Origin of the sequence: Pseudomonas prosekii (assembly GCF_900105155.1) — a bacterium.
Lineage (GTDB): Bacteria > Pseudomonadota > Gammaproteobacteria > Pseudomonadales > Pseudomonadaceae > Aquipseudomonas > Aquipseudomonas prosekii.
Window position 1 is genome coordinate 2,868,663 of record NZ_LT629762.1, and the last position, 25,112, is coordinate 2,893,774.

Consider the following 25,112-nt stretch of genomic DNA (forward strand, 5'->3'; position numbering starts at 1 on the left):
GCCTACTCCTTGGCGACGCGTTTCATGTCCGCATCCATCATCGTGCGGATCAAGGTATCCAAGTCTGTTTTCGGCTTCCAGCCCAGTACACGCTGGGCCTTGGCCGGGTTGCCGAGCAGCACGTCGACCTCGGCCGGGCGGAAGAACGCCGGGTCGATTTTCACGTAGTCGCGGTAGTTCAGGCCGATGTGATCGAAGGCGATCCGGCACATTTCGCGCACGGTGGTGGTCACGCCGGTGGCGACCACGTAGTCGTCAGCCTTGTCCTGTTGCAGCATTAGCCACATGGCTTCGACGTAGTCGCCGGCAAACCCCCAATCGCGTTTGGTGTCGATGTTGCCCAGGCGCAGTTCGTCCTGTTTGCCGTGCTTGATCCGCGCGGCGGCGTCGGTGACTTTGCGGGTGACGAATTCGATGCCGCGCAGCGGTGATTCGTGGTTGAACAGGATGCCGCTGCTGGCGTGCAGGTTGAAGCTTTCGCGGTAGTTGACGGTGATCCAATGCCCGTAGAGCTTGGCCACGCCATAAGGGCTGCGCGGGTAGAACGGGGTGTTTTCGTCCTGCTGCTCAGCCTGGATCAAACCGAACATTTCGCTGGTCGAGGCCTGATAAAAACGCGTGTGCGGGCTGAACTGGCGGATCGCTTCGAGCACGTGCGTGACGCCGAGGCCATCGACGATGCCGGTGATCACCGGTTGATCCCACGAGGCGGCGACGAAGCTTTGCGCCGCCAGGTTGTAGACCTCGTCCGGCGCCGACTTGATCACCGCGCGCTGCACCGAGCAGGCATCGGCCATGTCGCCGTCCAGGTAGACGATGTCGCCCTCGACCCCCATCTCGCGCAGGCGCCAGCGCGAATCGCTGCTGCGCCGGGCCACTAGGCCGTGGACCTTGTAGCCCTTGTCGAGCAACAGTTTGGCCAGATAAGCGCCGTCCTGGCCGGTGATACCTGTGATCAGTGCACTTTTTGTCATTGTTCTTTCACTCGCTTCTCCCAGTCGGACAGGATCGCCCGCAGGGATTGTTGTGTGGTGATTTCAGGCGTCCATCCTGTGGTTTCGGCCAGCCTGGCATGGCTGCCGCAAACGCGACGCTGATCCGCGCGGCGAAGGCGCGCCGGATCCTGAATCAATTGCATGTCGACCTGAGCGAGGTCCCCCAACTGTTCAATCAAACTGCGGATCGTTTGCTCGCGCCCCGAGCAAATGTTGTACACCTGGCCCGGCGTGCCTTTTTCCAGCAACGCGAGGTAGGCCGAGACCACATCGCCGACATCAAGGAAGTCGCGGCTGACATCAATGTCGCCGACCTCCAGTTGTGGCGCTTGCAGGCCTTGTTTGATTCGACTGATTTGCCGCGCGGCGCTGGCGATGACGAAGCTGTCCTTCTGCCCGGTGCCGATGTGGTTGAACGGGCGCGCGACCAGCACCGGCCAACCTTCGCTCAAGCCCCATTGCAGGCTGAGGAATTCGGCCGAGAGTTTGCTCACGGCGTAAGGATTGCGCGGGCAGGGCGGCTGGTGTTCGGTGATCGGCAACTGCGCTTCGCTGACCTGGCCGTAGACGTCGCCGGAGCTGACGTACAGGAACGTGCCTTTGAAGCCACGCGTCTTCAGCGCCTGGAGCAAATTCAAAGTGCCGAGCAGGTTGATATTGAAGGTGCGCGCCGGGTCGCGAAACGCTTCGGGGACGAAGGTCTGGCCAGCGAGGTGAATGACCGCGTCGGGCATTTGCGGCCACAGGCCTTCGAGGCTGTCCGGTTGGCCGAGGTCGTAGCGGGACGGCACGGGCAACAAGTGCCACGGCGAGCCTTCAGCGCTCAATCGCGATTGGAGGTGTTGTCCTACGAATCCCGTCAGACCCGTAACGAACAGACGCTTTTTCAAACAGCAGCCCCTTGGTCATACATTTCGTCCATTTCCCACAGGCTTTATGGGGATGTCCTAAGGACCGCGTTGATTCATGGGTCGAAAGACAGGCGAAATGTTTTGTTGTAGTTGTTTGGTAGCCAATCTGTGCCAATTGCTCGGCAATTTCAACAGGTCCAACCGTGACTGGTCAGTTCTCGTCAGCGTAGCCTGATTTATTCTCGCTGGGCGGTTCACGAATCCGCAACGGATGTGTTTAGAATGCCCCTCGTCACGATTACCCAGGGTTCGGCCGGGGGCTTTTTCGACCCCGCGAAACTGACCATTAAAACAAGAACGTAGACGGGCAAGAAGACGATCGACGAGCCGCGGCAAACGCCGCCTCGATCCGCCGCTTCGCCGTCATAGAGTGGGGCTGCCGGGACGGTGGTTTCATCGTGGGATGCCATGAACTTCATTCTTTACTCGGACGTCAACGACAGCTCCATCAGCCAGAGTCTCGGGCGTCCCGAATACAGTTATTACTTCGTGCTCAAGGCCTATCGCCCGGTGCTCGAAAGCCTTGGGCGGGTGCACGTGGTGTCCGCCGTTGCCGAGGTTGATGCGCTTTACCAGCAACACCTCGCTGCCGGCGAAGACAGCTTGTTCCTGTGCTTCACGCCGCCGCACAAAACCCCGAATAATCTGCAATGCCCGATGGTCTGCGTGGTTGCCTGGGAGTTTGACTCGATCCCCGCCGAACACTGGGACAACGACCCGCGCCATGACTGGAGCCAGACGTTGGCGCGGCATGGCCGGGTGATCACTTTGTCCAGCCACACCGCGCAGGCGATCCGCCGCACGCTGGGCCAGGACTTCCCGGTGCTGGTGCTGCCGACGCCGCTGTGGGAACGCTTCGCCGAGGTGCGTGAGCAGTATCCGAGCACGCCGATCAACCCCGGCACCACGTTGCAGATCAAGGGCTGCATCCTCGACAGCCGGCCGATGGGCTTGTCCGCCGATGGCTTGATCGCGCCGATCTTCAATGAGCAGGAACTGGAAATCCGTGGCCTCAATCTCGAAGCGCCCGCGCCAGAACCCGAAGCGCCGCCACCGCCACCGCCACTGACCCTGCGCCGCCGTGCATTCATCAGCAAACATTACCTGCGCGAAATCTATCGCGCGCTCAAGCACAACGCGCTGCTGTGGTACCGCGAAGCGGCTCGCGACCTGGTGCCCGAGGCCGTCCGCCCCCATCTGGCGCGGTTACGATCCGCGCCGCCCGCACCAGCGCCTGCGCCCGAACCCCTGCAAGTGCCCACCACGCTAAGCGAAACCCTCGAACTCGCCGAACACCCGCAAGCCAACCTGCCCGACACCAGCCAACACGTCGAAATCGACGTCAGCGGCGTGGTCTATGTCAGCGTGTTCAACCCCGATGACGGGCGCAAGAACTGGCATCACCTGATCACCGCGTTCTGCTGGGGCCTGCGCGACGCCGCAGACGCGACGCTGGTGCTGAAGATGACGCAGAACGATCTCTCGACCTATTACGTCGAGCTGATCACCTTGCTCTCGCAGCTGTCGCCGTTCAGTTGCCGCGTGGTGATCCTCCACGGTTACTTGCAGGACGACGAGTTCGCCCGGCTGTACGGCGCGGCGAGTTTCTACGTCAACGCCTCGCGCTGCGAAGGTCTGTGTTTGCCGCTGATGGAATTCATGTCGTGCGCGCGCCCGGTGATCGCGCCGAACCATACGGCGATGGCGGATTACATCGACGAGCGCGTCGGGTTCATCGTCAAGTCCAGCCACGAGCCGACAATCTGGCCGGAGGACGCGCGCATTCTCTATCGCACCTTGCGCCATCGCCCGGACTGGGGCTCGCTGAAAACCGCGTATGAGCAGAGCTACGCCATGGCGAAAAAACGTCCAGAGGACTATCAAGCCATGGCCAGCGCCGCCAACCAACGCATGCGCGATTACTGCAGTTTTGCCCCGGTGCAGCAGCGCCTCGCGCAATTTCTGGCGCTGCCGCCGGGCGATCAAAGCACGCCGCTGGCCGCCGCTGTGGGGACGACCGCATGCTGATCATCATTCATTCGGAAACCAACAAGAGCAACATCCAGCAAAACCTCGGGCGCCCGGAATACAGCTATTACTTCGTGCTCAAGGAATTTCGCCCGGTGCTCGAGCGCATCGGCCAAGTGCTGGAAGTCAGCGACCCGGACGAACTGGTCGATCGCTTGTATTTCGACTGTTTGAGCCGTGGCGAGCCGTGCATTTTCCTCTCGTTCTCGCCGCCGCATCGCACGCCGATTCATTACGCCTGCCCGACCATTCCGGTGTTCGCCTGGGAGTTCAGCACCATTCCTACCGAGAGCTGGCAGGGCGAGCCGCGTCACGATTGGCGCGTGGTCCTGCAAGCGTGCGGCCGGGCGATTACGCATTCGACGTTCACGGTCAACGCAGTGCGCGAAGTGATGGGCGCCGAGTACCCGATCTGTGCGATTCCAGCGCCGGTCTGGGATCGGTTTGCCGCGCGCGGCGAACTGTTGAGCAAGCAACCGGTGGTGGCGCCGGTCAGCCTCAATTTGCGCGGCTTGTTGATCGACAGCCGCACCACCGACCTGCGCCCTTATGGCCCGCCCGCCTTGCGCGAAGGCACGCCGCTGACGTTCGACGGCCCGCCGCAGGATTGCCAGTTGCAGTTGCAAGGCGTGGTCTACACCTCGGTGTTCAACCCATACGACGGGCGCAAAAACTGGCAGGACATGATCAGCGCGTTTTGCACCACGTTCCGCGACACTCCCGACGCGACGCTGGTGCTCAAACTCACTCACCATGACATCGCCAACGCGCTCAACGACATGCTCCATCACGTCTACAAAAACCAGACATATCAGTGCCGGATCGTGTTGATCCACGGTTACCTCGCCGACCTCGATTACGAAGCGCTGGTGCAGGCCACCAGCTACGTGGTCAACAGTTCTTACGGCGAAGGGCAGTGCCTGCCGCTGATGGAGTTCATGTCCTGCGGCAAACCGGCGATTGCGCCACTGAACACTGCGATGGCCGATTACGTTGACAGCGACAACGCGTTTATCGTCAATTCCACTGATGAACTCACGGCGTGGCCGCACGACCCGCGCGCGGCGTTTCGCACGCTGCGTTATGTGACGGATTGGGATTCGCTGTGCAGCGCCTATCGCGCCAGTTATGACGTGGCGAAAAGTGATGTCGAGCGTTATGCGCGAATGTCGGCGCACGCGGTCAGCAGCCTGCAGCGCTTTTGCAGTCAGGCCAGCACCGAACAGCGCCTGCGAGCGTTTTTCGAGCAACGCCTGGAAGCCTCGAACGCATGATCCGGCGCCTGCTCGCACGCCTGTGGCCCGCGCCGCCACTGCCTGCGCCTATGCCAACGCCTATGCCAACGCCCATGCCAGTGGCCAGCGTTTCGCCGCGCGATGTCGGTTTGCATGATGCGATTCTTGATGGCTGGTTTCTCAACGATACCGGCGAGTTGCTCAAGGGTTTCGCGATCAGCGCTGACGACACGTTGCTGGATGTCGGTTGCGGCGAAGGCGTGGCGACGTTGTTTGCGGTGCGACAAGGCGCTTCGGTGATTTTTACCGACAGCGAACACAACAAGGTTCGCGAACTGGCGCGGCAAGTCGATGCGCAATCGACCCGACAGAATCTCGGTTTGGTCAGCAACAGCCTGCCACTGCCGCTGGCCGACGGCTGCGCGAGCAAAGTGGTGTGCATGGAAGTGCTCGAGCACATCGCTGAACCCGAGCCGTTCATGGCCGAACTGGTGCGCATGGGCCGCCCGGGGGCGCTGTACCTGCTGAGCGTGCCGGCGCCGCTGGGCGAACAGTTGCAGCAGGGCATCGCCCCGGCCAGCTATTTTCAGTCGCCCAATCACGTACAGATTTTCAGCGCGCAACGCTTTGCCGCGCTGGTCGAAGACGCCGGGCTGGTGATCGAGCATCGCCAGGCCAGCGGGTTTTTCTGGGTCATGGGCATGATCTTCTTCTGGGCCAGCGAACGCGCGGCCGGGCGTGACTTGAGCGGCGCGGTGCGCGACCGGATTCAGGCGCCGTATCCGCCGCTGATGGAGAGTTGGGCGAAAACCTGGCAAGACTTGCTGGCGCAGCCCAACGGCTTGGCGATCAAACAGATGCTCGATCAATTCATGCCGAAAAGTCAGGTGATCATCGCGCGCAAACCGCTGGAGGCTGCGCCAGCATCCGCGGCCGTACCGAGGGCCGGGGCATGAGCGGCAAGCGGATCATGGACATCGAATTGCTGCGCGGCATCGCTGTGTTGGGCGTGTTGTTCCATCACCTGCAAGGCAGTTTGTTCACCGACAGCGTGCCGACGCTGGAGAAAATTCACGCCTGGGCGCAACCGTGGTGGGGCGTCGATCTGTTTTTCGCGATCTCCGGTTTTGTCATTGCGCGCAGTTTGATTCCGGCGCTGCACGGTTGCAGCACACGCCAGGAATACTGGCAGCAGACCCGCAACTTCTGGCTGCGCCGGGCCTTTCGCTTGCTGCCGTCGGCGTGGCTGTGGCTGGCGCTGATGCTGCTCGCCTGTTTGCTGATCAACCGTTCCGGGGCGTTCGGCAGCTTGCACGCCAACCTGCAAGCGACGCTGGCCGGCGTCGCGCAATACGCGAATTTCCGTTTTGCCGACAGCTTCTACAACTACGAGTACGGCACCAGTTTTGTCTACTGGAGTCTGGCGCTGGAGGAGCAGTTTTACTTGTTGTTCCCGCTGCTGATCCTGCTCTGCCGCAAGCATCTGGTGTGGGCGCTGCTGGCGCTGGTCGCGGTGCAACTGTTTACGCTGCGCACGCCGATTTTGATGGTGGTGCGCACCGACGCGCTGGCGCTCGGCATTCTTCTGGCGATGTGGAGCGCGCAGCCGAGTTACCTGCGTTGCGATCCGAGGTTTTTGCGGCGGCCATGGGCGGGCGTGTCGGCGCTGCTGGTGCTGGCGGTGGCGCTGAGTTTTATGGCGACGGATCGTTTCACTTTCACCAGTTACCGGATCGGCGCAATTGCCGTGCTCAGCGCGCTGCTGGTGTGGATCGCCTCTTACAACCGGGATTACTTGCTGCCCAAAGGCCTGCTGAAGAACCTCATGGTGTGGGTCGGCAGCCGTTCCTACGGGATTTACCTGATCCACATTCCGGCGTATTTGCTGGTGCGCGAATTGATTTTCCGTTTACAAGCCGCCGGTTTGCCGAGCCCGGCCGGGCATCCGATTTTGACCATTGCCATCGCGGGCGGGCTGATCGTGCTGTTGAGCGAACTCAATTACCGCTGCGTCGAAATGCCCATGCGTAATCGCGGCGCCGCCCTGGTGCAACGTCTGAGCACGCCGCGATCCGCCGTCCCATCCTCTGGAGCTACCTCATGCTGAGCATTTTGAAAAAACTCACAGGGCACTCGCCCGCGCCTGCGGCAGTCCCGGTTCAGGCAGTGACGCCGGTAGAGCCGCCAGCGGTGGAGAAGGTCGATCCGTACATGCTCGGCTTGCACGATGCGATGCTCAGCGGCTGGTTCAATCAGGCCACTGGCGAGCTGTTCAGCGGTTTTCCGGTGACCGCCGAAGACACGCTGCTCGACGTCGGCTGTGGGGATGGCGGCAACGTGCATTTCTGCGGGATGCGCGGGGCGAAGATCATCATTGCCGACATCGACGCGGGCAAAGTCGAGGCGACCCGCCAGCGTCTGGGCGACACCCCGGCGCGCGACGTCGAATGCCACGTCACTGACTGCAACCCGTTACCGATTGCCGATGCGACCGCCACGCGGGTGGTGTCCACCGAAGTCATCGAGCACGTCGACGACCCGGCGCAGTTCCTCAGCGAACTGGTGCGCGTCGGCAAACCGGGGGCGCTGTACCTGCTGAGCGTGCCGCACCCAAGCTCCGAAGACCTGCAAAAAGACCTCGCCGCGCCGGAGTATTTCCAGAAGCCCAACCACATTCGCATCATCAGCGAAGAGCAGTTCAAAGGCATGGTCAGCGATGCCGGGCTGGAAGTGCTGAGCCATAGCCAATACGGCTTTTACTGGTCGATGTGGATGCTGTTGTTCTGGGAAGCCAAAGTCGATTTCAGCAACGCCGACCACCCGTTGCTCAATCACTGGGCCGACACCTGGAAGGCGATTCTCGAATCACCGCGCGGCGCCCAGATCAAACAGGCGCTGGACGCCGTCGTGGCGAAAAGCCAAGTCATCATCGCCCGCAAACCCTGATCACCGCACACCTGTAGCAGTGAGCCATTGTGGCGAGGGGGCTCGCCCCCGTTCGGCTGCGCAGCAGTCGCAATCCTGTGAGCAGTATTTGCCTGAACGGATGCGGTGACGGGTTTTGGGGCTGCTGCGCAGCCCAACGGGGGCAAGCCCCCTCGCCACGGGGTTATCGGTCTGCCGTGGAGTGCATTACCCTGTCGGCCTCGCATTTCAGGGATCAGGGAAGTCATGTGGTTTTTCGTTCGTCTCTCGGCCCTGTTGGCGGCTGCGTTGTTGCTCAATGCCTGTGAGCAACACGCCGCGCCAGCGCTCGACCAACAACTGTACGTCTGGCAACGCCAATGGACGCCGGCCCACGAAGCCGCGTTGCGTGACAGTCGCGCGGGTTTCTCGACGTTGCGGGTGTTGGCGTTGCAAGCCTTCCCGCAGGAAGGCTGGCGCCGGGCGCGGATTGATCCGGCGTTGCTCAAGCAGGACGGGCGGCCGCTGATTGCGGTGATTCGTCTGGATGGCCAGCTGCCGTCGCTGGATAAACAGCAGATCATCGGCCAGATCCAGCAAGTGCTCGCCGATTGGCAAACTCAAGGCTTAACCGTGAGCGGCGTCGAAATCGACCACGATGCCGGCAACGCGCGCCTGCCCGACTATCGAACCTTCCTCACGCAATTGCGCGCTGAACTGCCGAGCGCGTTACCGCTGAGCATCACCGCGCTGCCGGCCTGGCTCGACAGCGCGCAACTGGCCGAATTGCTCGCGAGCGTCGACAGCAGCGTGTTGCAAGTGCACGCGGTCAGCGATCCGCGTCGCGGCTTGTTCGACGCCAGGCAGGCTAAGCAATGGGCCCAGGCCTGGAGCCGCGTCACCACCAAACCTTTTTATCTGGCGTTGCCGGCGTATGGCGTGGCGTTGTTGCCGGGGGCCAACGGTGCGCCAGTGGTCGAAAGCGAAGTGCCGGTCGAGCGCGTCGGCAAACGCCGGGAATTGCTTGCCGATCCGTTGCAACTGAGCCAACTCGGCGCCGAATTGCGTGACGACCCGCCGGAACATCTCGCCGGGCTGATCTGGTTTCGCCTGCCGCTGGCGGGCGATCGCCGCGCCTGGAGCCTGAGCACCTTGAACGCGGTCGCGCGCGGCGACGCGCTGCAAACGCGCCTGCGCCTGCAACTCGCCGAACAAAACGGCCTCTACGACATCGCCATCAGCAATCAGGGCAACCTCGACAGCCGATGGCCCGAGCGCCTGACGCTGGCGGTGAAAGACTGTGACGGCGCCGATGCGCTGGCCGGTTATGCATTGCAACAGACCCCGGATCTGCTTACTTTCACCCGCCTGCAAGACGGTCGAATCGCGGCCGGTGGACAGCGCGCCATCGGTTGGGCACGCTGCGCACATATTGATCAAGGAGGTTCGCATGTTTACCCGTAACTGGCCGCGTCATCTGCTCTGCCTGAGCCTCGCTTTGCCGCTCGGAACCGCGCTGGCCTGCGGGCCGGACTTCCCGATGCGCTTGCTGGATAACCGTGGCCAGTCGCTGTCGGAGCTGCCGGAAGGCAACTTCGGGTTCGAAGTCAGCCGCCTCGGCCACGCCATCGCCGGACTGAAAAACGTCACCGCCGCCAACACCGCGCCGAACTACATCTACGACGAAACCCCGGTGGACACCGAGCCGCGCGACAAGGCTGAACAGGCCGGTTTGAGCGCCGAACAGCAAGCGCTGGTGAAGCAATTGCGCGGTTTGACCGATGCCCGCCAAGTGGAAGAGCAGGGCGCGAGTCTGCCTGCCGAACAACGCCTGTACCTGGCCGGCGCCGTCGCCTTCAACAACGGCGACCACGGGTTGGCCGCCGAGTATTTCCACAAAGTCCTGGCGCTGCCGGCCGATCAACGCACGTTGCGCAGCACGTGGGCCGCTTACTCGTTGGGCCGCGCCTTGTTTGCCGCGCATGACACGGCGGGCGCCGCGCCTGACCTGTTGGCGCAGGCGCAAAAGGCGTTCGCGCAGACTCGCCAATTGAGCATCGACGGTTTCAGCGATCCGCTGGAACTGGGCGTCGCCAGCCTCGGCGAAGAAGCGCGCGTGGTCATGACCGCCGGCGACTGGAACCGCGCCATCGAGCTGTACGCCACGCAAAACGTCCACGGTTCGGCAGTGGGCTATTCCTCGCTGAAACAATTGGTCGGTGAACTGGCGGCGATGCCGGAACCGCAAGTCGCCGCGTTGCTGCAGGGCAAAACCGTGCAGCAATTGGTCACGGCATCATTGATCAGTCGCGTCGGTTGGTCATTTGGTGAGCAACCTGAGAACGAAAAGAAGCTGATCAAACTGCTGCAAAACAGCACACGCGGCAGCCTCGAAAATGCTGATCGCCTCGCCGCGCTGAATTATCAGCAGGGCGATTACGCCAGCGCCAAAGGGTTTGTCGAGCACGCCGGTGACGGCGGTCTGGCGTGGTGGGTGCGGGCCAAACTGGCGTTGCGCGAGGGCGACAAAACGGCAGCGACGGCGGCGTATGCCAAAGCCGCCCAAGCGTTCCCCGACAACGAATCCTGGGGCGCGCGGCAGACCCCGGACTGGGATTACGAAAGCCTTGAGCCGAAATGCCGGGTCGAGGGTGAGAGCGCGATTCTTGCGTTGCAACGCGGCGATTATCTGCAAGCGTTCGATCAGCTCTATCGCAGCCAATCGATCTATTGGCTCGACGCCGCGACCGTCGCCGAGCGCGTGCTGACCGTCGATGAACTCAAGCAATACGTCGATAAGCAAGTGCCGGCGCCGCCGCCGCGAACCCAGCAGGAACGCGACAACTACGTGCCGCTGCCGGTGGCCGCGAGTTTGCGCAATTTGCTCGGGCGGCGCTTGTTGCGTGAGGAGCGCTTCGATGAGGCGCCGGCTTATTTCGACAATGTCGAACTGCAAAACAAAGCCAAGGCCTACGCGCATTTTCGAAACGAGGCCAATAGCGCTTGGTGGCCAACCACCCGCGCCGCGGCGCTGTTCAACGCCGCGGCGTTTGCGCGGATGTCGGGAATGGAGATCCTGGGCTATGAAATGGCCCCGGATTACGCCACGTTCGGTGGCAACTACAGCCTGGAAAGTACAGAGCTGAAAGTCGGGCCACTGGTGGCTGAGGATGAAGTTCAACGCCAGCAGGCCAGCGCCGCCAAACCGGATCAGCGTTACCACTATCGGTTTATCGCCACCGCGCTGGCCAGCCGCGCGGCGGACAATTTGCCGCACACCAGCAGCGCTTTTGCCGCCGTGCTGTGCACCGCGGCGGGCTGGAATTCCAGTCTCGAAGATCAAAGCGCGCTGTATCAGCGTTACGTCAAGGAAGGGCCGTACGTGGTCTGGGCCGGTGACTTTGGCCACCAGTGCCCGTATCCCGACTTTGAAAATGCCAGCAAACGCTACGTGACCCAAGCCACGGATTCGGTGCGTTCAGCGCTGCGCCCGTACAAAACGCCGGTGCAGATCGGCGCGGTGGTGGTTGTGGTGGCCGGCGCGCTGCTGCTGATCAACCGCCGTCGGCGCACAACCCGCTAAGGCTCACGCCTGTTGCACAAAGGTCAGCCGCAACGCGAAGCCGATCAACAGGCTGCCAAACAGCCATTGCTGCACCCGTTGGGCCGAAGGACTGCGTTGCAGCCAACGGCCCAGCGCGGCGCCGACCAGTGCGTAAGCGCTGTCGAACAGTAAACCAACCGCCACCAGCGCCACGCCGAGCAGGGCGAACTGCGCGAGCACCGGCCCGCCGTGGGGATTGATGAACTGCGGCAGCAACACCGAGCAAAACAGCAAGGCTTTGGGGTTGAGCAGATTGGTCAGCAAACCGCGCTGGATCGACTCGCGCCAGTGCGGTTTTTCCAGGGTCGCCGCGGCAGTGTTCAAATTCGGCAGCATCGTCGTGCGCAAGCATTGGATGCCGATCCACAACAGGTACGCGGCACCGACCAGCCGCACCACATCAAACGTCCACGGCGCTGCTTTGAACAACGCCGCCAGCCCCAGCGCCGCTAGCGCGACATGACAACCCCGTGCGATGCCCAAACCAATCGCCGTGGCCAGCGCCGCGCCTCGGCCCTGACGCGCGCCGGTTTGCAGCAGCAGGATCATGTCCGGGCCGGGCAACAGAAACACCACCGCCAGCGCCATGAAAAACAGCCAGAGACTTTGCATGTTGCACCGCCATTCGTTGTCGATTTGGTCAATCCAGTCTATGGCGGGAGGGCAGGGCAGGTGCGTGCGTAGTTGGCTTCTAAACTCAGCGGGATTGGCATAACCTGCCACGCAACCACTCATTCACCATCAGGATCTGCCAAGCGATGAAACTCGATGCCTACGACCGCAAGATTCTCGCCGCCCTGCAACGCGACGGGCGCCTGAGCAATGTGCAATTGGCTGATGAGATCGGGTTGTCGGCGTCGCCGTGTTTGCGTCGGGTGCGGATGCTGGAGGAGGCGGGGGTGATTCGCGGCTATCAGGCGAATGTCGATCGCGATGAAGTCGGGCTCGGGTTGACGGTGTTTGTCGGGGTCAAGGTTGAACGGCACAACGACGAACAGGCCGATACGTTTCGCGAGGCGGTGACGGCGCTGCCGGAAGTTATTTCGGCGTTTCTGGTGTCGGGGGAATCGGACTTTCTGCTGCAAGTGGTAGTGCCGGACTTGCGCGCGTACGAGCGTTTTCTCACCGGGCGCTTGCTCAAGTTGCCGGGGGTCAGCGACATTCGCAGCAATTTCGCGATCCACACTGTGAAAACCCCAGGCGCGCTGCCGCTCGGGCATTTGCCAGCCAGTTAAGGATCGTTCCCACGCGGAGCGCAGGAACGATCATGTGTCTGCGCTACATCTGCGTCGCCATCCCTTCCACATTCATTGCTGCCTGGCGCAACGCCTCGGAGCGGGTCGGGTGCGGGTGGCAGGTCAGGGCGATGTCCTCGGCCGAGGCGCTGAATTCCATGGCCACGCAATACTCGCCGATCATTTCGCTGACGCTCGGGCCGACCAGATGCACGCCGAGGATTTCATCCGTGCGCTCATCGGCCAGCACTTTGGCAAAACCTTCGGTTTCGTGATTGATCTTCGCCCGGCTGTTGGCGGTAAACGGGAACTTGCCGACCTTGTACGCCCGGCCCTCAGCCTTCAACTGTTCTTCGGTTTTGCCGACGCTGGCCAGCTCCGGCCGGGTGTAGATCACGTTCGGGATCAGGTTGTAATTGACCTCGCCAGCCTTGCCGACGATCTGCTCGACGCACGCCATCGCTTCGTCCTCAGCCTTGTGCGCGAGCATCGGCCCGGACGTCACATCGCCAATCACCCAGACGCCCGCCGCTTCGGTGCGATGGCCCTGGTTGGCGAGCATGCCGCGCTTGTCGGTGGCGAGGCCGACGTTCTCCAGGCCCAGACCTTCGGTGAAAGGTCGGCGACCGATGGCGACCAGCACGTAATCCGCTTCAAGCAATTCGGCGGTGCCACCGGCAGCAGGTTCGACGCTCAGCTGCACGCCGTTCTCGGACGTGGTGGCGCTGGTGACTTTCGAACTCAACTTGAAGCTGATGCCTTGCTTGCTCAAGGAACGCTGCAAGGTCTTGCCGGCCTCGGCATCGACGCCGGGGCAAATCCGCTCGAGGTATTCGACCACCGTCACCTGCGCGCCCAAGCGCCGCCAGACCGAGCCCAGTTCCAGGCCGATCACCCCGGCGCCGATCACCACCAGGTGTTTCGGCACCTCGCTCAACGACAGCGCGCCGGTGGAGTCGAGGATGCGCCGGTTGTCGATGTCGACGCCGGGCAGGGGAGTGGGCTCGGAGCCGGTAGCGATGATGATGTCCTTGGCGCTCAACTCGGTTTTATCGCCGGCGCTGTCAGTGACGGTGACTTTGCCCGGCCCGTCGATATGGCCCCAGCCCTTGATCCAGTCGACTTTGTTTTTGCGAAAGAGAAACTCGATGCCCTTGGTCAGGCCGGTCACGCTTTCATCCTTCTGCTTCATCATCTGCGCGAGGTTGAGCGTCGGTTTGACCTCGATGCCGAGATTGGCGAATTCCGCACCCATGGCCGCGTCGTACAGTTCGGAGGCGTGCAGCAAGGCTTTGGACGGCATGCAACCGACGTTCAGGCACGTACCGCCGAGCGTCGCGCGGCCCTCGACGCACGCGGCTTTGAGGCCCTATTGGCCCGCGCGAATCGCCGCGTTATAACCGCCCGGGCCACCGCCCAGAATCACGACGTCATAGGTGCTCATGCTTGTACTCCTGAGTAGGGACCGGATGGTTAACCGTAGCTGCTGGTAAAAATTACGAGCGTAATATGAGCGTTTCGCGGTGTTTCGGTCAAGGCTTCAGCCAGGCGACAGGTCGGCGGCTTTAGATGGAGCGATTTACAACGGAAATTTCACCCGCTTCGTTATAAGGTAACGACGAGTAACAAGATGTGACATCGGCAATCAATAAATTCTGGGGTGGTATGCAAGTCGATCTTGATGTCGATGCAACGCAAGTAAGCGGGTTGCCGCGCTTTCAGCAGGCGCAGTTTCAGCAGCGGCGGTTGCGTCAGTACGCGATAGCCCTGGGTGCGCTCGCGGCGATTGGGCTGGTGTTGGCGTTTTTCGTCGCGCTGTTTGCGCCGCAGTCGCTGTGGGGCGCGTTGCTGGTCAATCAGAGCGGCGGTTTGCTGGTGTTGATTGGCGGTTTGCAAGCGGCCGGTTGGGTCACCGAATGGCGCGCGCGGGCGATGCATCCGGCGCTGGCGCTGCCGGTTGGTGCCGACGAAGAAGTGCCTAAGCCGGTGGGCGGGTACGAACGCTTGCTCGACCGAATCGGCCAGCGCTGGGTGCGCATGCTCGCGCAGATCGGCGCGCCGACGTTGTGGCTGGCCGGTTGGGCGTTGTTGACGTTGTACAGCATCGCGCAAGTCTGGAACCTGAGTCTGGCCCCGGCCACGCTGGGTGTGTCAGCCAGTGTCGGCGCTTCGTTGTCGTTGCTGCTGGCCTTCGGTTTGCTGGTGCTGGAACGCCAACTCGCGCAGGAAAACGCCGCCGAATGGCCGGAGGCGAACGCGTTGGCGCAGCTCACGCGCGTGGCGATTATCTGCCTGGTGCTGAGCGCGTTGTGCCTGTTGTTCGCCAACCAAACCGCAGTTTGGCCGGTACGTCTGGCGGTGTTGATCGGTCTGCTGCCGGGGTTGGTGGCAGCCGAATTGCTGCTGCGCGCCGTGCTGTCGCTGTTCAGTCCGCCGCGCGAGCAAGTGGAACCGACATTGCTCGCGCGCAGTTTCATCGCCGACCTGCTGCGCTGGCCGCCGCAGCCGTTGCTGGCGTTGCAGCATGAATTGCACAACCGCTTCGGCATCGACCTGCGGCAGATCTGGGCCTTCAGCTACATACGTCGCGCCTTCTTGCCGGTGCTGGCGGTGGTGGCGGTCGTCGGTTGGGCGCTGACCGGTGTTCACGAAATTCCGTTGCAGGGGCGCGGCATCTACGAGCGTTTCGGCAAACCGGTGCAAGTCTTCGGCCCTGGTTTGCACGCCGGTTTGCCGTGGCCGCTGGGTCGCGTGTTGAGCGTCGAGAACGGCGTGGTCCACGAGTTGGCCACCAGCGTCAGCGACGGAGCAGGGGTGCCGATGGCCGCTGAACCGGCAGAAGGTCCGCCGCCAGCGATCGCCAATCGCTTGTGGGACGCCAGCCACGTCAACGACAAATCCCAAGTCATCGCCAGCAGCCGCGCCGACAAACAGAGCTTGCAGATCGTCAACATGGACGTGCGTTTCGTCTACCGCATCGGCCTCAGCGATCAAGCGGCATTGGCCGCGACTTATAACAGCGCCGACGTACCGACGCTGATTCGCAGCACCGCGAGCCGGATTCTGGTGCACGACTTCGCGTCGCGAACCCTCGACGGTTTGCTTGGCGCCGACCGGGTAGGGCTGGGCGACGAGATTGGCCGCGCGGTGCAAGCCGACTTGCAGAAACTCGACAGCGGCGTGGAGATTCTCGCGACGGTGGTCGAAGCCATTCACCCACCGGCCGGCGCAGCCAATGCGTATCACGCGGTGCAAGCGGCGCAGATTGGCGCGCAAGCGTTGATCGCGCGTGAACGTGGCGCCGCAGCGGAGGCGACCAATCAGGCGCAATTGCAGGCCAGCGTTGCCCGCGATCAAGCGACCGCCAGTGCCCGCGAAATCAACGCGACGGCGCAGGCCTCCGACTTGCGCTTCAGCGCCGAGCGCAAGGCTTACGCCAGCGCCGGCCAGGCCTTTGTCCTCGAACACTATTTGAGTCAACTGAGCCAAGGCCTGGCCAACGCGCAGTTGCTGATCCTCGATCATCGCCTCGGCGGCAGCAGCAATGCGCCGACCATCGACCTGCGAACCTTCACGCTGCCGGCCGACCCCGCGTCGCCGCGTAACCCCGCTCAGCCAGGAGCCACCCATTGAGCCAGCCGCATAATCACCCTCACGACGACCACGCTGGGCACGATCATGGCCATGCGGGCCACCATCACGGGCATCACCATCATCACCACGGTGATGCGCAAGCCGCCGGGCCATTTCCGTGGCGGCGCATGGCTTGGGCGGCCTTGCTGGTGGCGTTTGCCATTGCGGCGGCGAGCCTGGTGCAAGTGCGTTCCGGCGAGGCCACGGTGATTACCCGTTTCGGCAATCCGTCGCGGGTGTTACTGGAACCGGGACTGGGCTGGCGCTGGCCGGCGCCGTTCGAAGCGGCGATTCCGGTGGACTTGCGCCTGCGCACCACGTCCAGCGGTTTGCAGGATGTCGGCACGCGCGACGGTTTGCGCATCATCGTCCAGGCTTACGTGGCGTGGCAGGTTCAGGGTGATCCGGACAATGTGCAGCGCTTTATGCGCGCGGTGCAGAACCAGCCGGATGAAGCGGCGCGGCAGATTCGCACCTTCGTCGGCTCGGCGCTGGAAACCACCGCCAGCAGTTTTGACTTGGCCAACCTGGTGAACACCGACGCCAATCAAGTGCACATCGCCGATTTTGAAGCGCAACTGCGCCAGCAAATCGATCAGCAGTTGCTCACCACTTATGGCGTGCGCGTGCTGCAAGTTGGCATCGAGCGGCTGACGTTGCCGTCGGTGACGCTCACCGCCACGGTTGATCGCATGCGCGCCGAGCGTGAAACAATCGCCACCGAACGCACGGCGATCGGCAAACGTGAAGCCGCGCAAATCCGCTCCGCCGCCGAGCGCGATGCGCGGGTGGTGCAAGCTGATGCCACGGTCAAAGCAGCTGACATCGAAGCGCAATCCCGGGTCGAAGCGGCGCAGATTTATGGCCGCGCTTATGCCGGGTCGCCGCAGCTCTACAATTTGCTGCGTTCGCTCGACACCTTGGGCACGATTGTTTCGCCCGGCACCAAACTGATTTTGCGCACCGACGCGGCGCCATTCCGCGTGTTGGTTGACGGGCCGCCGAGCCTCGACAACAAGTCCGGGTCGCAGCCATGAAATTAGTTCCACGTGGAACACATGCGATAAACAGCCCTTGGATTCAGGCCGGACGCTTGGCTTTTTTGGCGCTGTACGCGGTGACTATCTTGGCCGCGCTGGTCTGGGCGTTTTCGAATGTGCGGCAGATTGATCCACAGAATCGCGCGGTGGTGTTGCACTTCGGCGCGCTGGATCGCATTCAAAACGCCGGGCTATTGCTGGCGTGGCCGAGTCCTTTTGAGCAGGTGATTTTGTTGCCGGCGGCGGATCGGGTGATCGAGCGCCGCGTCGACAACTTGCTCCGTAGCGATGTCGCGTTGCAGGCGGATCGTGTGGCGACGTTTGCCACGCCGCTCAGCGATGCACTCGCCGGTTCCGGTTATTTGCTGACCGGTGACGCCGGAGTCGTGCAGCTGGACGTGCGGGTTTTTTACAAAGTCACCGAGCCTTACGCGTTCGTCCTTCAGGGCGAACATGTGCTACCGGCGCTGGATCGGTTGGTCACGCGCAGTGCCGTGGCGCTGACTGCCGCGCGCGATCTCGACACGATTCTGGTCGCCAGACCTGAGCTGATCGGCGCCGACAACAAAGCCGCCGAACGCCGCGAACGCCTGCGCGGTGATCTGGTACAAAGCATCAACCAACGCCTGGCCGAACTGGCGGCGACGGGGCAGGGCATCGGCATCGAGGTCGCCCGCGTCGACGTGCAATCCAGCTTGCCCGGCCCGGCGGTCAATGCCTTCAACGCGGTGCTCACCGCCAGTCAACAGGCCGACAAAGCCGTGGCCAATGCGCGTACCGAGGCTGAGAAACTCACCCAGATCGCCAACGAACAAGCCGACCGCGCATTGCAAGTTGCGCATGCGCAAGCCAGTGAACGACTGGCCGATGCCTCGGCCGCCACCGCTACGGTGCTGAGCCTGAGCAAAACGCAGCAACAGGGCACCGACCCGCAAATGCTCTTGCGCCTCTATCGCGAGCGCATGCCGAAGATTCTCGGCCAGGCCGGTTCGGTGACCACGGTCGATCCAAAAGACGATTCCCGCCTGATCATTCAGGGAGCCACACAATGACCACCCCCGCGCACATCCCGTCCGAACCAAGCCTGTTGTCCTCGGCCGAACAACGCAGCGCCGCCCGTCAACTGACCTTGGCCATGCTCGCGCTGGGCTTGCTGGCGCTCGGTTTGATCTGGCGTTGGCTGTCGCCGGAGCAGACTGGGGTCAGCCAATTGCTGCTCGGTTTTGCTTCGTTACTGGTGGCCGTGCCGGTGATGCGCTCGGCGTGGTACAGCCTGCGCTACCCAAGTTTGCACGGCATCACCGATCAACTGATTGCGTTGGCAATGCTCGGCGCCTGGGCCACCGGCGATCTGCTCACCGCTGCGTTGTTGCCCATCATCATGATCTTCGGCCACGTGCTGGAGGAACGCAGCGTCATCGGCTCGCAAGAAGCGATCCACGCTTTGGGCAAACTCACCCGCAGCCACGCGCGCAAAGTGCAGGCGGACGGCGCGATCATCGAAGTCGACAACGGCACACTGAAGGCTGGCGATATTGTCGAAGTGCGCGCCGGGGATCGGGTGCCGGCGGATGGCCGCGTGTTGTCCGGTCAGGCGAGCCTCGACACCGCGTCGATTACCGGCGAATCAGTGCCGCTGGAAGTGGCGGCCGGCATGAGCGTGTTCGGTGGCGCGATCAACCTCGACGGTCTGCTACGGATTGAAGTGACGCGCACCGGCCACGAATCGACCCTCGGCAAAGTGATCGCGCTGATGCAGAGCGCCGAGCGTTCCAAGCCGCCGATCACCCGTTTGCTCGAGCGTTACGCCGGCAGCTATATGGTGCTGGTGCTGTTGCTGGCGGCGGTGACCTGGTTCGTCACCAACGATGCGCAAGCGATGCTCGCGGTGTTGGTCGCCGCTTGCCCGTGCGCGCTGGTGTTGTCGGCGCCGGCCACGGCGATTGCCGGGGTGGCGGTCGCGGCGCGTCACGGCATCCTGATTCGCAGCTCGGCGTTCCTCGAAGAACTGGCGGACCTGACCTCGCTGGTGGTGGATAAAACCGGCACGCTGACCTTCGGCACCCTGCGCCTGCAATCGATCGACAGCCCGCTGGAGGATCGCAGCCCTGTGCTGAAACTGGCCGCCAGCCTCGGTTCGGCGAGCAGCCATCCGGTCAGTCGCGCCTTGGCCAGTCTGGTCACGCCAGAACATTTTTTGCTGCTGTTGGACATTCACGAACGCCAGGGCTTGGGCGTCGTTGCAATGACCGAGCAGGGCGAAGCAGCGCTCGGGCGTCCGGAGTTGTTTGCGCAATTGGGCATCGTGACTTCGGCGATTCCCGAACACGACGGGCCAATTGCCGGGCTCGCGCTGAACGGCGAATTTCTCGCGTGGCTGTTGCTCGCGGACACGCTCAAACCGGAAGCGCATTTTGCGTTGCAGGAATTGCGCGAACTCGGACTGGGCCGGCAATTGCTGCTGACCGGTGACCGGCAAAGCGTCGCGCAGACGTTGGCGCGTGACGTCGGGATCAGCGATGTCGAGGCGCAAGCCTTGCCTGAAGACAAACTCAATCGAGTGATGACGGAAATCGGCAACGGCTTTCGGCCGATGGTGGTTGGCGACGGCATCAACGATTCACTGGCGCTGAAGGCCGGGGTGGTTGGCGTGGCGATGGGCGCAGGCGGTGCGGACATTGCGCTGGCGTCGGCGGACATCGTGTTGATCGGCAGCGACTTGCGCCGGCTCGGCACCTGCGTGCGCTTGAGTCGCCAATGTCGGCAGACATTGCAGGTCAACGTGATCATCGGCCTCGGCTGGACCTTGGCGATTGTCGCGTTTGCCGCATTCGGCTGGCTCGGTGCGGCGGGGGCGATGATCGCTGCTTTGCTGCACAACTTCAGCACGTTGCTGGTGCTGGGCAACGCCGGACGGTTGCTGCGCTTTCAGGAGCCACTGTTGAAGTTGAAAGATGAGCACTGAACGGCGCGCTGACTGGCGGATCAGCGGTTGGGAAATTTTCAGAACTGTCTTGCACAGTCGAAGTCATCTGCTTGAGGGCCATCCAACGAGCGCTTGGTAGCTGCGGCCAAGTCTCTGTAGGAGCAAAGCTTGCTCGCGAGTGGGCCAGCACATTCACCCGTGCGCCGCCTGCCAGGTTGCTATCGCGAGCAAGTTTTGCTCCCACAGTCATAGAAAACGGCTATTTATCGATAGGCAGCTATTTTCTAGAGATGGTCTACCCTCAGATCAGACGTCTGAAACAAGGGGGGATTTTCCATGCTCGCGCAACTTCCACCGGCCTTACAGAATCTGCAGTTACCGCTTCGCCTGCGACTCTGGGATGGCCATGAATTCAACCTGGGGCCGACGCCCAGCGTCACGATTGTGGTCAAGGACCCACAAATGGTTACCCAGTTCACCCACCCAAGCCTGGACGCGCTAGGCGCTGCTTTCGTCGAAGGCAAGCTTGAGCTGGAAGGCTCGATCAGCGACGTGATCCGCGTCTGCGATGAATGGAGCCAGGCGTTATTGGGCGATGCCGACAGTCAGCCGGTACGACTTGCCCACGACAAGGAAACCGACGCCAAGGCGATTTCCTACCACTACGACCTCTCCAACGCGTTTTACCAACTGTGGCTCGACAGCGACATGGCGTATTCCTGCGCCTACTTCGAGACCGGCAGCGAGTCATTGGAACAGGCGCAGCAAGCCAAATTCCGCCACTTGTGCCGCAAGCTGCGGCTGCAACCGGGCGAATATCTGCTGGATGTCGGTTGCGGCTGGGGCGGTCTGGCGCGTTACGCGGCACGTGAATGTGGCGCGAAAGTGTTCGGCATTACCCTGAGCAAGGAACAATTGGCGCTGGCCCGTGAGCGGGTCAAAGAGGAAGGGCTGGAAGATCTGGTCGAACTGCAACTGCTCGATTATCGCGATTTGCCGCAGGACGGACGTTTCGACAAAGTGGTCAGCGTCGGCATGTTTGAACACGTCGGCCACGCGAACCTTGCCGAGTACTGCAACATTCTTTTCGGTGCAGTGAAGGAGGGCGGTCTGGTGATGAACCACGGCATCACCGCCAAACACACTGACGGCCGGCCGGTGGGACGCGGCGCCGGGGATTTCATCGAGAAGTACGTGTTCCCCAACGGTGAGCTGCCGCACTTGTCGATGATTGCCGCCGAGATCAGCGAAGCCGGATTGGAGATCGTCGACGTCGAGAGCCTGCGCCTGCACTACGCGCGCACGCTCGATCACTGGAGTGAACGCCTCGAAGACAATCTGGAAACCGCCGCCAAAGAGGTGCCCGAACAGGCGCTGCGCATCTGGCGGCTGTATCTGGCCGGTTGCGCCTACGCCTTCGCCAAAGGCTGGATCAACCTGCACCAGATTCTCGCGGTGAAGGCGCATCTGGACGGCAGCCACGAATTGCCCTGGACCCGCGACGACATTTACACGCCTTAAAGGATCGGCGAAATAAGCCGGGCGACCCGCATGCCGATTTGTTGCAGGCGGTGGGTTTCCCGGCTTTCTTCCTTGGCGATTTCGTGGGACTGGGCGAAGTCATCGTTGAGCATCTTCTCGACTTCGCCAGCGAACACGCTGTCGACGGTCAGCAGCATCACTTCAAAATTCAGCCGGAATGAACGGTTGTCCAGATTGGCGCTGCCGATGGCGCTGATTTCGCTGTCGATCAACACCACTTTCTGATGCATGAAACCGGGTTCGTAACGGAACACTCGCACGCCCGCGCGCACCGCTTCGAAAGCGTAGAGGCTGGACGCGGCGTAAACGATGCGGTGGTCCGGGCGCGACGGCAGCAACAGCCGCACATCGACACCGCGCAGTACGGCCAGGCGCAGCGCCGCGAACACTGCTTCGTCGGGAATGAAATAAGGGCTGGTGATCCATACGCGTTCAGTCGCTGCGTGAATTGCTTCGACAAAGAACAGCGAACAGGTTTCGTAGGAATCGGCCGGGCCGCTGGCGAGCAATTGGCAGAGCACGCCGTCGTCCGGGTAAACGTCCGGCAGGATCAGCGGCGGCAACGTGCGTGCGGCCCAGAACCAGTCCTCGGCGAACGACTCCTGCATGCACGCCACCACCGGGCCGCGCACTTGCACGTGGGTATCGCGCCACGGTGCCAGCGGAGGTTTTTCGCCGAGGTATTCGTCGCCGACGTTATGCCCGCCAACAAAACCGAGGACGCCATCAACCACGACGATCTTGCGGTGGTTGCGGAAATTCACCTGGAAGCGATTGAGCCAGCCGCTGCGCGTGGCAAACGCTTTGACCTCGACCCCGGCATCCCGTAACGGTTGGACATAACTGTGCGGCAACGAGTGGCTGCCGATGCGGTCGTAAAGCAAGTAAACCGCCACGCCTTCACCAGCCTTTTTCAGCAGCAGATTATGCAAGCGCTGGCCGAGGCGGTCGTCGTGGATGATGAAAAACTGCACCAGCACCGCTTCTTTGGCGTTGCTGATGGCGGCGAAAATTGCTTCGAACGTGGCGGCGCCGTCGATCAACAGGTGCACGTCGTTGTTCGCCAGGCACGGCATGCGTCCCAGTTTTGGCATCGCCCGCAGCGAGGCATAGGCATTGGACGCGCGGGCGGCGAGGGCTTCCTCGACCCAGGGGCGCCAGTTCAGCTCGGAAATCGCTTTGCGCATTTCTTCGTTGGCCTGACGTCGGGCCTGAATATAGCCGTCGAACGTGCTGCGGCCGAACACCAGATAAGGGATAAGCGTGAGGTAGGGAATGAACAGCAGCGACAGCGCCCAGGCAATCGAGCCTTGGGCGGTGCGCACGGTCAACACGGCGTGGATGGCGGCAATCAGGCCCAGCGTGTGCAACAAGGCGATCAGGTAACCGAAAACGTGCGGTCCAAAATAATCCATGAGGCAACCTTGCTCCTGAAGATTCAATACGTAAAAGACCATGTTCCGTGCAGAATGTCGCTATTTAATTGGGCCATGAACCGAAGCCTGGAGCTGACGTCTAACGGCCACTAATGATCAGGAGTTACTCGATGAATGTTCGTCTGTTGGGTGTGGCCATGGCCCTCGGTTTGTCCCTTCCGGTTGCCGCTCAGGCGCAGATGCTGCAGCCGGGTCTGTGGGAATTGACCACGAGCAACATGAAAGTCGATAACCAGAACCTGCCGGATCTGCAACTGATCCTCGGTCAGTTGCAAGGCCAAATGACGCCGCAGCAGCGCGCGCAGTTGGAGAAGCAGGGCATCAACATTGGCGGCAAGGGCGTGCGTGCCTGCCTGACGCAGGAGCAAGTGGCGACGGACAACATTCCGCTGACCGACCCGGCATCGGGCTGCAAACAGGAAATCACTGATCGCACCGGCAATCAGTGGAAATTCAAGTTCAGCTGCCCGAAAGCGCAAGGTGCCGGCGTCGCGACGTTCCTCAGTGATCGTGAGTTCACCACCAAGGTCAGCGGCACGTTCAACGCCACTGGTATTCAGCAGCAGGGCAGCCTGGACAGCCGCGCGGTGTGGCTGGGTAAGGATTGCGGAACGGTCAAGCCGCGCGCATAAAAGCTTCGCGGGCAAGCCTCGCTCCTACGGATATCACTGTCCGTAGGAGCGAGGCTTGCCCGCGAAAGCGTCCTCTAAAACGCCATCAACTCAGATCCGCTCAGGGTTTGCTCAACGCGTCGTACAGGGTGTTGAGGTTGTATTCGAACAGCCCGGCGAAGGTGCTGGCCGGGCCGCTGGCGGCGAGCGCATCGGAGTACAACGTGCCGCCAATCTTCGCGCCGCTTTCATCGGCAATCTGCTTGAGCAGGCGCGCATCCTTGATGTTTTCCATAAACACCGCTTTGACCTTGGCCTGACGGATCTGCGTGATCAACGCCGCAACTTCCGCCGCCGAAGGGTCGCGTTCGGTCGACAATCCTTGCGGCGCCATGAACTCGATGCCGTATGCCTGGCCGAGATAACCGAAAGCGTCGTGCGAGGTAACGATCCTGCGCTTGCCCGGCGGCAGCGAACCGAGCTTGGCTTTGGCCTCGGCGAGCAGGGCGTAGATCTGTTTCAGGTAAGCCTGGCTGTTGCGTTGATAGTCGGCGCGGTTTGCCGGGTCTGCGGCAATCAGCGCTTTGGTGATGTTGGCGATGTACAGCTCGCTGTTCGCCAGGTTATGCCAGGCGTGCGGGTCGGGCACGGTTTCGCCATCCTCATCCAGCGAGCGCGGAATCACCCCGTGACTGGCGCTGATCACCGGCGCGGTGGTCTCGGTGCTGGTCACCAGACGATCCAGCCATGGCTCGAAACCGAGGCCGTTCTTGATGATCAGTTTGGCGTTGAGCAGCGCTTTGGCGTCGTCCGGCGTCGGCTCGTAAGTGTGCGCATCGGCGTCCGCGCCGACCATGTTGGTGATCTGGATATGCTCGCCGCCGACCTGCTGCGTCATGTCGGCGAGGATGCTGAAGCTGGTGACGACCTGGAGTTTTTCCGCTGCCGCCGCCAACGCGGGTATCGACATCGACAGCAGCAAACTGAACAGCACGAGTACAACGCGCATCGG

The 25,112-nt window shown here is 62.2% G+C and carries 19 protein-coding genes and 1 pseudogene; 14 read left to right on the top strand and 6 right to left on the bottom strand.

Annotated elements, in window-relative coordinates; all coding sequences use genetic code 11:
• Window positions 1–2 precede the first annotated feature (2 nt).
• Window positions 3–974: a GDP-mannose 4,6-dehydratase gene (gmd, locus tag BLU01_RS12955; RefSeq protein ID WP_092275800.1), complete on the bottom strand. Its 972-nt coding sequence runs from the start codon at window positions 972–974 to the stop codon at window positions 3–5.
• Window positions 971–1,885, bottom strand: a complete 915-nt coding sequence (locus tag BLU01_RS12960; protein ID WP_092275803.1) for a GDP-mannose 4,6-dehydratase — start codon at window positions 1,883–1,885, stop codon at window positions 971–973. Before BLU01_RS12960 ends, gmd begins: the two co-directional genes overlap by 4 nt.
• Before the next feature lie 429 nt (window positions 1,886–2,314).
• Here BLU01_RS12960 and BLU01_RS12970 point away from each other — a divergent pair, with 429 nt between their 5' ends.
• The 7 genes from BLU01_RS12970 to BLU01_RS13000 all read left to right on the top strand — a co-directional run bounded on the left by BLU01_RS12970 (window position 2,315) and on the right by BLU01_RS13000 (window position 11,656).
• Complete coding sequence (locus BLU01_RS12970; protein ID WP_092275809.1) at window positions 2,315–3,934, top strand: glycosyltransferase; 1,620 nt, start codon at window positions 2,315–2,317, stop codon at window positions 3,932–3,934.
• A complete protein-coding gene (locus BLU01_RS12975; protein WP_092275812.1) occupies window positions 3,928–5,208 on the top strand; it encodes a glycosyltransferase in 1,281 nt (426 codons plus the stop codon). The genes BLU01_RS12970 and BLU01_RS12975 overlap by 7 nt, the downstream gene beginning before the upstream one ends.
• Window positions 5,205–6,125 (top strand): class I SAM-dependent methyltransferase, encoded by a 921-nt coding sequence (locus tag BLU01_RS12980; RefSeq protein ID WP_092275815.1) that lies wholly within the window; start codon window positions 5,205–5,207, stop codon window positions 6,123–6,125. Before BLU01_RS12975 ends, BLU01_RS12980 begins: the two co-directional genes overlap by 4 nt.
• Complete coding sequence (locus BLU01_RS12985; protein WP_092275818.1) at window positions 6,122–7,276, top strand: acyltransferase family protein; 1,155 nt, start codon at window positions 6,122–6,124, stop codon at window positions 7,274–7,276. Before BLU01_RS12980 ends, BLU01_RS12985 begins: the two co-directional genes overlap by 4 nt.
• Window positions 7,270–8,115: a class I SAM-dependent methyltransferase gene (locus BLU01_RS12990; RefSeq protein WP_092275821.1), complete on the top strand. Its 846-nt coding sequence runs from the start codon at window positions 7,270–7,272 to the stop codon at window positions 8,113–8,115. The genes BLU01_RS12985 and BLU01_RS12990 overlap by 7 nt, the downstream gene beginning before the upstream one ends.
• 225 nt (window positions 8,116–8,340) lie before the next feature.
• Window positions 8,341–9,537 carry a DUF3142 domain-containing protein gene (locus BLU01_RS12995; RefSeq protein ID WP_092275824.1) on the top strand — a complete coding sequence of 399 codons (1,197 nt, stop codon included), beginning with the start codon at window positions 8,341–8,343 and terminating at the stop codon, window positions 9,535–9,537.
• Complete coding sequence (locus tag BLU01_RS13000; protein ID WP_092275827.1) at window positions 9,524–11,656, top strand: hypothetical protein; 2,133 nt, start codon at window positions 9,524–9,526, stop codon at window positions 11,654–11,656. Before BLU01_RS12995 ends, BLU01_RS13000 begins: the two co-directional genes overlap by 14 nt.
• Window positions 11,657–11,659: 3 nt before the next feature.
• On the opposite strand, the gene BLU01_RS13005 is transcribed toward BLU01_RS13000, so the two are convergent.
• On the bottom strand, window positions 11,660–12,289 hold the full coding sequence (locus tag BLU01_RS13005) for a LysE family translocator (RefSeq protein WP_092275830.1): 630 nt from the start codon (window positions 12,287–12,289) through the stop codon (window positions 11,660–11,662).
• 146 nt (window positions 12,290–12,435) lie between these two features.
• On the opposite strand from BLU01_RS13005, the gene BLU01_RS13010 reads away from it, so the two are divergent.
• On the top strand, window positions 12,436–12,912 hold the full coding sequence (locus BLU01_RS13010; protein WP_092275833.1) for an Lrp/AsnC family transcriptional regulator: 477 nt from the start codon (window positions 12,436–12,438) through the stop codon (window positions 12,910–12,912).
• 43 nt (window positions 12,913–12,955) lie between these two features.
• Here the strand turns inward: BLU01_RS13010 and lpdA are convergent.
• Window positions 12,956–14,356, bottom strand: a pseudogene (gene lpdA / locus BLU01_RS13015) (dihydrolipoyl dehydrogenase).
• Window positions 14,357–14,577: 221 nt separating this feature from the next.
• On the opposite strand from lpdA, the gene hflK (BLU01_RS13020) reads away from it, so the two are divergent.
• From hflK (BLU01_RS13020) to cfaB, 5 genes are all read left to right on the top strand, one after another.
• Window positions 14,578–16,545 (top strand): protease modulator HflK, encoded by a 1,968-nt coding sequence (gene hflK, locus BLU01_RS13020; protein WP_092275836.1) that lies wholly within the window; start codon window positions 14,578–14,580, stop codon window positions 16,543–16,545.
• Window positions 16,542–17,582, top strand: coding sequence for a protease modulator HflC (hflC, locus tag BLU01_RS13025; protein ID WP_092275839.1), 1,041 nt, complete (start codon window positions 16,542–16,544; stop codon window positions 17,580–17,582). The genes hflK (BLU01_RS13020) and hflC overlap by 4 nt, the downstream gene beginning before the upstream one ends.
• Window positions 17,579–18,637: a protease modulator HflK gene (gene hflK, locus BLU01_RS13030; protein WP_092275842.1), complete on the top strand. Its 1,059-nt coding sequence runs from the start codon at window positions 17,579–17,581 to the stop codon at window positions 18,635–18,637. Before hflC ends, hflK (BLU01_RS13030) begins: the two co-directional genes overlap by 4 nt.
• Entirely contained in the window at window positions 18,634–20,550 is a 1,917-nt protein-coding gene (locus BLU01_RS13035) for a cation-translocating P-type ATPase (protein ID WP_092275845.1), read from the top strand. The genes hflK (BLU01_RS13030) and BLU01_RS13035 overlap by 4 nt, the downstream gene beginning before the upstream one ends.
• Window positions 20,551–20,847: 297 nt before the next feature.
• Window positions 20,848–22,032 carry a C17 cyclopropane fatty acid synthase CfaB gene (gene cfaB, locus BLU01_RS13040; RefSeq protein WP_092275848.1) on the top strand — a complete coding sequence of 395 codons (1,185 nt, stop codon included), beginning with the start codon at window positions 20,848–20,850 and terminating at the stop codon, window positions 22,030–22,032.
• Here cfaB and cls read toward each other — a convergent pair.
• Window positions 22,029–23,468 (bottom strand): cardiolipin synthase, encoded by a 1,440-nt coding sequence (gene cls / locus BLU01_RS13045; protein ID WP_092275851.1) that lies wholly within the window; start codon window positions 23,466–23,468, stop codon window positions 22,029–22,031. The two genes, cfaB and cls, sit on opposite strands and share 4 nt — an antisense overlap.
• A gap of 131 nt (window positions 23,469–23,599) precedes the next feature.
• Between cls and BLU01_RS13050 the strand changes: the two genes are divergently transcribed.
• A complete protein-coding gene (locus BLU01_RS13050; protein WP_092275854.1) occupies window positions 23,600–24,121 on the top strand; it encodes a DUF3617 domain-containing protein in 522 nt (173 codons plus the stop codon).
• Between the two features lie 100 nt (window positions 24,122–24,221).
• On the opposite strand, the gene BLU01_RS13055 is transcribed toward BLU01_RS13050, so the two are convergent.
• On the bottom strand, window positions 24,222–25,109 hold the full coding sequence (locus BLU01_RS13055; RefSeq protein ID WP_092275857.1) for a metal ABC transporter substrate-binding protein: 888 nt from the start codon (window positions 25,107–25,109) through the stop codon (window positions 24,222–24,224).
• Window positions 25,110–25,112 lie beyond the last annotated feature (3 nt).

Excerpts from the sequence above, each read along its gene's own strand:
- gmd (WP_092275800.1), bottom strand. The coding sequence starts at position 974 with ATGACAAAAAGTGCACTGATCACAGGTATCACCGGCCAGGACGGCGCT.
- BLU01_RS12970 (WP_092275809.1), top strand. The coding sequence starts at position 2,315 with ATGAACTTCATTCTTTACTCGGACGTCAACGACAGCTCCATCAGCCAG.
- BLU01_RS12975 (WP_092275812.1), top strand. The coding sequence starts at position 3,928 with ATGCTGATCATCATTCATTCGGAAACCAACAAGAGCAACATCCAGCAA.
- BLU01_RS12980 (WP_092275815.1), top strand. The coding sequence starts at position 5,205 with ATGATCCGGCGCCTGCTCGCACGCCTGTGGCCCGCGCCGCCACTGCCT.
- BLU01_RS12985 (WP_092275818.1), top strand. The coding sequence starts at position 6,122 with ATGAGCGGCAAGCGGATCATGGACATCGAATTGCTGCGCGGCATCGCT.
- BLU01_RS12990 (WP_092275821.1), top strand. The coding sequence starts at position 7,270 with ATGCTGAGCATTTTGAAAAAACTCACAGGGCACTCGCCCGCGCCTGCG.
- BLU01_RS12995 (WP_092275824.1), top strand. The coding sequence starts at position 8,341 with ATGTGGTTTTTCGTTCGTCTCTCGGCCCTGTTGGCGGCTGCGTTGTTG.
- BLU01_RS13000 (WP_092275827.1), top strand. The coding sequence starts at position 9,524 with ATGTTTACCCGTAACTGGCCGCGTCATCTGCTCTGCCTGAGCCTCGCT.
- BLU01_RS13005 (WP_092275830.1), bottom strand. The coding sequence starts at position 12,289 with ATGCAAAGTCTCTGGCTGTTTTTCATGGCGCTGGCGGTGGTGTTTCTG.
- BLU01_RS13010 (WP_092275833.1), top strand. The coding sequence starts at position 12,436 with ATGAAACTCGATGCCTACGACCGCAAGATTCTCGCCGCCCTGCAACGC.
- hflK (WP_092275836.1), top strand. The coding sequence starts at position 14,578 with ATGCAAGTCGATCTTGATGTCGATGCAACGCAAGTAAGCGGGTTGCCG.
- hflK (WP_092275842.1), top strand. The coding sequence starts at position 17,579 with ATGAAATTAGTTCCACGTGGAACACATGCGATAAACAGCCCTTGGATT.
- BLU01_RS13035 (WP_092275845.1), top strand. The coding sequence starts at position 18,634 with ATGACCACCCCCGCGCACATCCCGTCCGAACCAAGCCTGTTGTCCTCG.
- cfaB (WP_092275848.1), top strand. The coding sequence starts at position 20,848 with ATGCTCGCGCAACTTCCACCGGCCTTACAGAATCTGCAGTTACCGCTT.
- cls (WP_092275851.1), bottom strand. The coding sequence starts at position 23,468 with ATGGATTATTTTGGACCGCACGTTTTCGGTTACCTGATCGCCTTGTTG.
- BLU01_RS13050 (WP_092275854.1), top strand. The coding sequence starts at position 23,600 with ATGAATGTTCGTCTGTTGGGTGTGGCCATGGCCCTCGGTTTGTCCCTT.
- BLU01_RS13055 (WP_092275857.1), bottom strand. The coding sequence starts at position 25,109 with ATGCGCGTTGTACTCGTGCTGTTCAGTTTGCTGCTGTCGATGTCGATA.